This is a genomic window from Oceanobacillus sp. J11TS1, from assembly GCF_018333215.1.
Lineage (GTDB): Bacteria > Bacillota > Bacilli > Bacillales > Amphibacillaceae > Oceanobacillus.
Genome location: NZ_BORO01000034.1, coordinates 23,033 through 32,702 on the forward strand (window position 1 = coordinate 23,033; position 9,670 = coordinate 32,702).

General features: G+C 38.0%; 10 protein-coding genes. 7 read left to right on the top strand and 3 right to left on the bottom strand.

Going from position 1 to position 9,670, the window contains the following annotated elements:
* Positions 1 to 131 precede the first annotated feature (131 nt).
* Both KI343_RS17805 and KI343_RS17810 read left to right on the top strand, forming a co-directional pair.
* On the top strand, positions 132 to 1,328 hold the full coding sequence (locus tag KI343_RS17805; RefSeq protein ID WP_212927771.1) for an ornithine--oxo-acid transaminase: 1,197 nt from the start codon (positions 132 to 134) through the stop codon (positions 1,326 to 1,328).
* A gap of 177 nt (positions 1,329 to 1,505) precedes the next feature.
* Positions 1,506 to 1,805: a DUF378 domain-containing protein gene (locus KI343_RS17810; RefSeq protein ID WP_212927772.1), complete on the top strand. Its 300-nt coding sequence runs from the start codon at positions 1,506 to 1,508 to the stop codon at positions 1,803 to 1,805.
* 174 nt (positions 1,806 to 1,979) lie between these two features.
* Here KI343_RS17810 and KI343_RS17815 read toward each other — a convergent pair whose 3' ends face one another.
* Complete coding sequence (locus KI343_RS17815; RefSeq protein WP_212927773.1) at positions 1,980 to 2,411, bottom strand: thiol-disulfide oxidoreductase DCC family protein; 432 nt, start codon at positions 2,409 to 2,411, stop codon at positions 1,980 to 1,982.
* 168 nt (positions 2,412 to 2,579) lie between these two features.
* On the opposite strand from KI343_RS17815, the gene KI343_RS17820 reads away from it, so the two are divergent.
* Positions 2,580 to 3,494: an AEC family transporter gene (locus KI343_RS17820; RefSeq protein ID WP_212927774.1), complete on the top strand. Its 915-nt coding sequence runs from the start codon at positions 2,580 to 2,582 to the stop codon at positions 3,492 to 3,494.
* A gap of 6 nt (positions 3,495 to 3,500) precedes the next feature.
* Here KI343_RS17820 and KI343_RS17825 read toward each other — a convergent pair whose 3' ends face one another.
* On the bottom strand, positions 3,501 to 4,370 hold the full coding sequence (locus KI343_RS17825; RefSeq protein WP_212927775.1) for a LysR family transcriptional regulator: 870 nt from the start codon (positions 4,368 to 4,370) through the stop codon (positions 3,501 to 3,503).
* 218 nt (positions 4,371 to 4,588) lie between these two features.
* Between KI343_RS17825 and mmgD the strand changes: the two genes are divergently transcribed.
* The 3 genes from mmgD to prpB are packed head-to-tail and all read left to right on the top strand — an operon-like array spanning position 4,589 to position 8,074.
* Positions 4,589 to 5,695, top strand: a complete 1,107-nt coding sequence (mmgD, locus tag KI343_RS17830) for a citrate synthase (RefSeq protein ID WP_212927776.1) — start codon at positions 4,589 to 4,591, stop codon at positions 5,693 to 5,695.
* A 17-nt stretch (positions 5,696 to 5,712) separates the two neighbouring features.
* Complete coding sequence (locus KI343_RS17835) at positions 5,713 to 7,146, top strand: bifunctional 2-methylcitrate dehydratase/aconitate hydratase (RefSeq protein WP_212927777.1); 1,434 nt, start codon at positions 5,713 to 5,715, stop codon at positions 7,144 to 7,146.
* 16 nt (positions 7,147 to 7,162) lie between these two features.
* On the top strand, positions 7,163 to 8,074 hold the full coding sequence (gene prpB / locus KI343_RS17840; RefSeq protein ID WP_212927778.1) for a methylisocitrate lyase: 912 nt from the start codon (positions 7,163 to 7,165) through the stop codon (positions 8,072 to 8,074).
* An 81-nt stretch (positions 8,075 to 8,155) separates the two neighbouring features.
* Here the strand turns inward: prpB and KI343_RS17845 are convergent, their stop codons facing one another.
* A complete protein-coding gene (locus tag KI343_RS17845) occupies positions 8,156 to 8,971 on the bottom strand; it encodes a ZIP family metal transporter (RefSeq protein WP_212927779.1) in 816 nt (271 codons plus the stop codon).
* A 293-nt stretch (positions 8,972 to 9,264) separates the two neighbouring features.
* On the opposite strand from KI343_RS17845, the gene KI343_RS17850 reads away from it, so the two are divergent.
* Positions 9,265 to 9,513, top strand: a complete 249-nt coding sequence (locus KI343_RS17850) for a hypothetical protein (RefSeq protein ID WP_212927780.1) — start codon at positions 9,265 to 9,267, stop codon at positions 9,511 to 9,513.
* Positions 9,514 to 9,670 lie beyond the last annotated feature (157 nt).

Sequence of the window (9,670 nt, forward strand, 5' to 3'; positions counted from 1 at the left end):
TTTAGATACAGTAAATGAAGCTGGTGAAAAATCATTTGCTGTTATTTAGCCAAGAAGGTTGACGTTTCATGGGACGTATGCTTATTCTAAAGAAGAAAGAAAATTCAGGTGGAATTAAGGGAGGATGCTTTATGGTTACGTCAAAAGAAATAATGGAATTAACTTCAGCCTATGGTGCGAATAATTATTACCCATTGCCAGTCGTTATCTCGGATGCGGAGGGAGTTTGGGTAAAAGATCCAGAAGGAAATAAGTACATGGATATGTTAAGCGCTTACTCGGCTGTCAATCAAGGGCATCGGCATCCTAAAATTATTCAAGCGTTAAAAAAACAAGCGGATAAAGTGACGCTTACTTCCAGAGCTTTTCATAATGAACTATTAGGACCTTGGACAGAGCGGCTTGCAAAATTAACAAATAAAGACAAGGTGTTACCGATGAATACAGGGGTAGAAGCGGTCGAGACAGCAATAAAAGCTGCGCGTAGATGGGCATATGAGAAAAAAGACGTGGACGATAACCAAGCAGAGATTATTGCTGCCAGAGGCAATTTTCATGGCAGAACAATGAACGCGGTTTCGCTTTCGGATGATCCAAGTGCGACAACAAATTATGGACCATTTTTGCCAGGTATTTATAAAATAAATTATGGAGATATACAAGCATTAAAAGAAACAATCACACCAAATACAGCAGCAGTAATTTTGGAGCCGATTCAAGGAGAAGCGGGCATTCTTATTCCGCCTGAAGGCTACTTGCAGGAAGTTCGAAAAATTTGTGATGAGGAAAATGTATTGTTTATTGCGGATGAAGTTCAGACTGGTTTTGCACGCACAGGGAAGATGTTTGCTTGTGAATGGGAGAATGTAGAGCCTGATATATACGTAATGGGGAAAGCGTTAGGCGGAGGTGTTATGCCTATTTCTGCTATTGCTGCTAACAAAGAGATTATGGATGTATTTACACCTGGCTCACATGGTTCGACTTTTGGAGGAAATCCATTAGCTTGTGCTGTATCGATGGCAGCTTTGGATGTAATTGAAGAGGAAAATCTTGTTGCCAGATCACTTGAGTTAGGTGAATATTTTGCGATTGAATTAACTGCTGTGAATAATCCTGATTTGAAAGAGGTGCGTGCAAGAGGATTATTTATAGGGGTGGAATTTAATAAGCCTGTACGACCTATTTGCGAAGCGTTAAAGGAAAACGGAATTCTATGCAAAGAAACACATGAAACCACAATTCGTTTTGCGCCGCCATTAACCATTACAAAAGAAGAAATTGACTGGGCTCTAGATAAAATTAAAAAAGTGTTGCAAGCGAATTAATCTATTCTAAACGAGCGCTCCAATGAGATCATTCATTGGAGCGTTTGCTTTTTAAAAGAATTATAAAGCGTATTTTTCCTTCCTTGAAAAACATTCTTCCTTTTCCCTGATTACCAAGGAGTGGAAGTATGAAATAAGTGATTAAGTAAAAGATAAGTTATGAGGAGGTGAGAAACAATGAAAACACTACATGCTATTGCAGTCACTTTATTGGTTATTGGTGGTATTAACTGGGGACTAATTGGATTTTTTCAATTTGATCTAGTGTCAGCTATTTTTGGGGGACAGACCGCTATCCTTTCTCGAATTATTTATGGGCTTGTCGGCATTAGTGCCATTTATTATCTCACAACTTTATTTTCTGGAGTTGGCGAAACAATGCAAGATACGGATGATTTGCCAGCAAACTTAAGGGCGGAGTTTGGCGAGGATTATGGTATTGAGGAAGAAATTAAGGAAGAAATGGACGATAAATAAAACAGAAAATCTGTTGAACGAATAAAAACTTTGTTGTTTTTTTGCATAAGAATACTGTCTGTAGAGCCGTTAATAAAATCAGTTAATTGCTTAGGTGATTCAACTATCATTCCTTGGGAGAGGTGGGGACCTCCCGGGGAATGGTTTTATTTTATTTGCAAAGTTTTTTTGAAGTTAACGTTCAGCAATTTCATTTAATTTTAAGTCGTCTACCGTTTCCACAAATCGTTCGCGTTCTTGTGGTGTGGGGAGACGGCAGGCTCGTTTTTTTCCAAACCATTTATACCTGTTACGTGCAATAAGATCATAAAAAGCATCTCTTAGAAAGCGTGGGAAAATCTTCCCTATGACAAGTATTTTCCAAGGGTAATTTAAGTTTTGAAGCACGTTTAACGCAGCATCCGATTTTATAGAGTGTTTATCTTTATCGACAAGTAAAACACTGTCGATGTTTTTTGGAACTTGATATTTCGTTTTTATAAATTCTCCAACTTCGCTTTGCAGTGAAGCGAAAAGAAATTGTTTTTCTGTATCTCTTTGTAAGATAAATTGGACGAAGCTATCACAGACATGGCATTCTCCGTCAAATAAAATTATCTTCTGCATATTGCACCTCGAATATCTGCCGTTTATATCATCATAAGACTATTTTGTATGGTCGTGCAATCATTGTGTTTTTTTGATAATAATGAAGCTATAGGCCTTTCTGTAGGAACGGTAATCAGACTGTGATAAGATGAAAAAGGTGTTTATTTTTTAAAGGGGTAGAGAACATTGGAAGGATTTCAACAGCAATTTATTATTTCTGTATTCATTATTTTACTTGGTTATTTGTTTAAGAGAATTAAAATATTAAAAGAATCGGATGGGCAGACAATTGCAAGAATTGTTTTTAATATAACGTTGCCCGCATTAGTTATTGTAACATTTGATCAGATGGAGATAACATTTTCTCTTATGTCACTTATTTTAATCGCTATTCTATTTGGTCTTATTTCCGCAGTGATAGGAATTTTTGCATTTCGCTTTGAGGAACCGAATATAAAAGGAATGGCTGCCATGATGGTGCCAGGTGTGAATGTTGGATTATTTGCCTTCCCTTTGGTAGAAGCTATTTGGGGAAAAGAAGGAATTCAACACTTTGGAATGTTCGATGTTGGTAATTCTGTTATTGTTTTTGGTTTATGTTTCTTTATAGCAGGCTATTATGCCAAAGGAACATCGAAATTTTATTGGAGAGAAGCGCTTAGTCCATTACTCCGATCCATTCCATTTTTAACATATATGTTTGTTGTTGTCATAAACATATTGGATATTCATTTACCGAACTTCTTCTTAGATACAGCGGGAATTATCTCCGCAGCAAATATGCCATTATCCTTGCTATTACTAGGTCTTTATTTAAACTTTTCCTTTGAGAAATCATGGGTTCCTTTAATTGGAAAGTATTTACTCGTGAAATATGGAGGAGGGCTCGCAATTGGTTTTTTCTTATTTTGGCTACTTTCTGATTATCCCATGCTTGCAAACACCATTTTAATTGGTTTTATTCTTCCATCCTCCACAACTGTCGTGGTATATGCAATAAGATATAAGTACAATACAAGAATGGTCGGAACGTTAGTGAATATGACAATCATTGTTAGTTTTATTCTTATTTGGCTGCTTGCGAGCTTTGTTACATATTAATAAATGCTATAAAGCTTTGACGTCTAACGTTTGAACAAATTCAACAAATGCCCGTACAATATTCATTTGTAAGGCATCTTCCTGATAATACATCCAGGTTTGCCTTTTTAAAGGCTGGCCTGATGGATCGGAAATTGGCTTAATAAATAATTGGGAGTGAGGTCGGACGACTAAATTAGCAACAATAGCGTAACCAAGCCCGTGGATAACCATCTCTTTGCAGGTCTCTACTTGATTGACATGGATCGTGATGTTTGGCTGCTCGATATAATTTTGATGCCACCAATCATCTAACATCATTCGCATATGATCATCAGTATAATAGTCTACTCTTGGGAGGTTAGGCAGTTCCTCCCATTTAAAGTCCCAAGGAGAGGCAACGCAAATTTCTTCTTCATATAATAGCGCTTTCTTTTCTTTCCAGGCATAATTTCCTTTAATAAAACTGATGTGAACATCATGATTTAATAAAAGGCGGTGCATATCACTGCTCCAGCCGGTCACAACTTGACACTCTACATCAGGATATTTTTCTTTAAATCGCTGTAGCAGCTTTGGCATTTTATTTGCGGCGAAGAAATTGGAAACACCAACTCGCAATGTTCCCTTTACTTCCCCTCGCATATTGCTTAGCTTTTCCTCCATTTTACGTTGTTCTAGAAGCATTCGCTTGGCATGCTGTGCAAGTTCCTCCCCTTCTGGAGTAAAGGTAATGCCACGTCGCTTCCTCAAAATAAGGGTCACATCATAGTGATTTTCAAGCTTTTGAATCCTGGCGGTTAGGGTGGGTTGCGATAAAAATAATTGATGAGCAGCTTGCGTAATATTTTCTGTTTCGTATAGTGTAGCGAGCATTTTCCAGTCTTGCAGATTCAATGGTATCCGCCCCCTTAATATAGACATAGAAAAAATCTATTGTTATTTATTAATATTATATATTTTTCTAATTTTCAATTCAAGGTTATACTAAATGATAGGAAAAGATTTTTTATTGGGCAGGATGGTATAAAAGATTGTCAGCTAGTTGCTAAATAGTCTGCCTTTCAATTTCATTAATTAAAATGACTGCGCTTTCACGAAAAGGGGGAGAAACAATGCGTACGGAGGAAAGTTTTGTACCTGGTTTAGATGGAGTTATTGCGGCAAAAACAGAAATATCTTTTTTAGATGTGGATCGTGAGAAAATTGTTATTCGTGGGGAGGACTTGATTGAATTAGCGAAAGACAAAACATATTTTGATGTGGTGCATTTGCTATTGGAAGGGAACATTCCTAATCAAGAGGAAAAAAAGATATTAGAGGATAAAGTCAAAGAATTATATAGCTTACCAGATGATGTATTACCTCTATTTAACCTTTTGCCAAAAGGAATGCATCCGATGGACGGGATGCGTACGGTTATCTCAGCATTAGCTGGATATGATTCAAATATTGAAAATCGTTCCCATGAAGAAAATAAGCGCCGTGCTTATAAGCTGTTAGGACAACTACCTTTTATCACGGTAAATAGCTATTTGGCAACAGAAGGATTAGAGATTGTCCCTCCAGATAAAAACCTTAGCTACAGTGCAAATTTCTTATATATGATTACCGGAAAGAAGCCGTCGGAACAAGAGGTTGAAATTTTCGACCAATTATTGCTGCTCTATAGTGAACATGAGATGCCTAACTCGACATTTGCGTCGCGTGTGATTGCTTCCACAAATTCAGATATGTATGGTGCATTGACGGGCGCAATCTCTTCTTTAAAAGGCAATTTACATGGTGGAGCGAACGAAGCGGTGATGTATATGCTTCAGGAAGTAGACTCTGTGGACGGATTTGAAGCTTTAATCCACCATAAGCTCCAAAATAAGGAGAAAATCATGGGCTTTGGACATCGGGTCTATATGAAAAAAATGGATCCAAGAGCGACGATCACGAAGGAAGCATTACGAAAACTTTGTGAAAAAGATAATGATTATCAGCTCTTGGAGATGTGTGAAGCTGGCGAAGCAATTATGAGGGAAGAAAAAGGTTTATATCCTAACCTGGATTATTATGCAGCACCGGTCTATTGGAAGCTGGGCATTCCGATTTCACTTTATACGCCTATTTTCTTCAGTGCACGTACTGCTGGACTCGCGGCGCATATTATGGAGCAGCATGAAAATAATCGAATTTTTAGACCTAGAGTAGAATATACAGGAAAAGCGTATTAATAGGGGAGGCAATAAAGATGGAATCCATCAAAACAAATCGAACCGATCAGCTTTTAGAAGAGATTGCTGATTATGTATTAAATAAAGAAATAGATAGTGAAGAGGCTTTTAAAACAGCGCATCATGTACTAATTGATACAATTGGCTGCGGAATTCTCGCCTTAAATTACCCAGAGTGTACAAAATTGTTAGGACCAATTGTTCCAGGGACTGTTGTTCCAAATGGTGTAAGAGTTCCCGGCACCCCGCATGTGCTTGATCCGGTACAAGGCGCATTTAATATAGGAACAATGATACGCTGGCTAGATTATAATGACACATGGCTTGCAGCAGAATGGGGACATCCTTCCGATAACCTAGGAGGTATTTTAGCTGTTGCGGATTATGTGAGTCAGTTACGTGAAAATAAAGGGGAAACGCCGCTGACCGTTAAAGAAATTTTAGAAATGACGATTAAAGCGCATGAAATCCAAGGAATTCTTGCTTTAGAAAATAGTCTGAATCGCGTTGGTTTAGATCATGTGTTATACGTGAAAATTGCTACAACTGCTGTGGTTACAAAAATGCTGGGTGGTGGAAAAGAGGAAATTACCAATGCATTGTCGAATGCTTGGATTGATAATTCCAGTTTACGTACTTATCGTCATTTTCCTAACACAGGTTCCAGAAAATCATGGGCGGCAGGTGATGCGACAAGCCGTGCTGTGCGTCTGGCACTAATGGCTATAAAAGGGGAGATGGGCTATCATACTGCTTTGACAGCAGAAGGATGGGGATTTCAAGACGTTCTTTTCAAAGGGAAAGAACTTGTGTTGAAAAGACCGCTTGATAGCTATGTGATGGAAAATGTCTTATTCAAAGTTTCCTATCCAGCTGAATTCCATGCGCAAACAGCTGCAGAGGCCGCTGTTCAGTTACATCCAGAAGTGATTGAACGTATTGATGAAATTAAAGAAATCACTATAGCGACGCATGAATCAGCTATTCGTATCATTGATAAAAAAGGACCGCTTCATAATCCAGCAGACAGGGATCATTGTTTACAGTACATTACAGCCATTGGATTATTAAAAGGGAATATTGTTGCTGAGGACTATGAAGATGATGTAGCAAAAGATCCGCGAATTGATGAACTTCGTGATAAAATGACCGTAATAGAAAATAAACAATACTCTGCGGATTATCTAAACCCTGAGAAGCGCTCAATCGCCAATGCTGTACAGGTACATTTTGTAGATGGAACTGCAACAGATATCGTGGATTGCGAATATCCTTTAGGTCATCGTTTCCGTAGAGAAGAGGCATTTCCAAAAATAATAGAAAAATACGAAGCCAATTTAGCAACGCAGTTTACGGAAAAACAGGCAAAACGTATTGAGGAGCAGACTGTAAATTATGATAGGATAAAACAAATGCCAATTACCGATTTTATTGAATTATTTTTAGATTAGAAGGGTGAGGAAAAAGATGGCGTGGATTGTAGACAGCCCAATACCGCAACATGAATTAGCTGATAAATTTCGGCAGCTGGCAGCAGAACAAGGAATCTTACAAATTCCTGGAACACATGATGCCATGGCGGGATTAGTTGCTAAGCAAGCAGGGTTTCAATCACTATATTTATCTGGAGCTGCTTATACAGCAAGTAAGGGATTACCTGATTTAGGCATTGTGACCTCAGAAGAAGTTGCTGAACGGGCAAAAGAAATTGTTCGGGCAACGAATTTACCTTTACTTGTAGATATTGATACGGGCTTTGGCGGTATATTGAATGTTGTTCGGACAGCAAGAGAAATGGTCGAAGCAAATGTTGCAGCTGTTCAATTGGAGGATCAGCAGCTGCCAAAAAAATGTGGACATTTAAACGGAAAAAATGTCGTTACGAAAGAAGAAATGATGCAAAAAATAGCTGCGATTAAAAAAGTAGCACCAACTCTTTATATTGTGGCGAGAACGGATGCTAGAGCCATTGAAGGTTTAGATAGCGCCATTGACCGTGCACAGGCCTATGTGGAAGCTGGAGCAGACGCTATTTTCCCAGAAGCTTTGCAAAATGACGAAGAGTTCCATGCGGTGGCAAACGCTATTGATGCTCCGTTGTTAGCTAATATGACGGAGTTTGGAAAAACACCATATTTAACAGCAACAGAATTTGAGCGTTTAGGCTTTGATATGGTTATTTATCCGGTAAGCTCTTTGCGTGTTGCTGCCAAGGCGTATGAACGTATTTTTGGATTGATTCGTGATGAAGGTACACAGAAAAATGGCTTAGAGGATATGCAAACGAGAAAAGAACTCTATGAAGCTATCCAGTATGAAGAGTTTGAAGCACTTGATCAAGGAATTTCCAAGACCGTGATAGAAGAATATTTTAAGTGAGCAGAAAAAAGGAAGCCCATGATTCAGAACCGGAGTCATGGACTTCCTTTTCCTTAAATTAAGCTATGTTTGATAAAGAGACTATCCTAATGCAACATCTAAAACCATCATAAGCGCAAAACCAATCATTAGACTTATTGTTGCTAAGTCTCTATTTCCATTTTCCTGTGAGCTTGGAATCACTTCTTCAGCAACAACGAAAATCATCGCACCTGCAGCAAAGCTCAGAGCGTATGGAAGCAATGGCTCAATATGTGCAACAGTTAAAGCGCCAATAACTGCTGCAATAGGCTCCACTAAACCAGAGAACTGTCCATACATAAAGCTTTTCCCTCGGGACATTCCTTCTCCTCTTAACGGCATAGCAACAGCGACACCTTCAGGGAAGTTCTGAATTCCTATCCCGATAGCAAGTGTAATTGCTCCAGCCAAAGCAGCTTCATTACTATGATTTGCTAAGGCGCCAAAGGCTATACCAACTGCCAAGCCTTCAGGAATGTTATGAATCGTAATAGCTAGAACTAATAATGTACTGCGTTTTCTTTTGTTAGGTGCTAACCCTTCTGCGTTTTTCTTTTCTGTGTTTGGGTGGAGGTGCGGAAGGATTTTATCAATTGCCCATAAAAATCCGCCTCCTAATAAGAAACCAACCAATGCAGGGAACCAAGGACCAATTGCGTTATTGGTGGATGCCTCGATGGATGGCCCAAGTAATGACCAGTAACTTGCTGCTATCATCACGCCGCCGGCAAATCCTAACATACTATCTAACAGTTTCTGATGCACGGTTTTTGTCGCAAAGACAATAGCAGCTCCTAATGCGGTCATTCCCCAAGTAAAAATAGTCGCCAACAAGGCTTGCATCACTGGACTAAGATTTTGAAATAGTTCTATCATGCGTAAATCCCTTCTTTTTCGTTCTATTCTATTTGTAATATATGCGGATAACTATGTTAACTCCATTACTTTATCATTAAAAGAAAAAAATAAAAAATAATATACATTATGAATAATTCCTATTACTTGTATTATAGCCCTTTTATATTCTAGCTGAAACATTTAAAACGGATATTTTATCTTATGTGTTTGCTTTGTTATTTATTTTACTTAATTCTTCCATACCTTAAAAGAAGTAGTGAGTTATAATATAGCTCAAGAAGAGTTAAAAAATAAGGTCGGTGAAACGAAAGATGCATGTCATTAGCCTATTAGGAATGAGTAAAGTGATTCAAACGCCAATGCTTAAAATCTGGGAATGGATGGATACTTTTAAAGCGTATATACCAACAAAAACAATCGATCAAATAATATATTTTGAAATTGAAGCAGTAGAGGTCTTAACATTTATAAAAGAAAAATTAGAAGAGAAATATGATTTGATGGAAATTAGACAGTTACTGGGGAAAACCTTCCTTAAAAGTTGGGAGATGCTAAGCTAGTTGTCATACGCTAGATCTTTATGCAAACAAAAAGAGGCTGGGACAAAACCCAGTAAAAACAGAAAAGTGACTTTCTACAAAGATAAGTAGGAAGTCACTTTTTTAATTTGATTAAAAAATAAAATAAATGTACAAAAAAAGGATACCTTCTGATAAA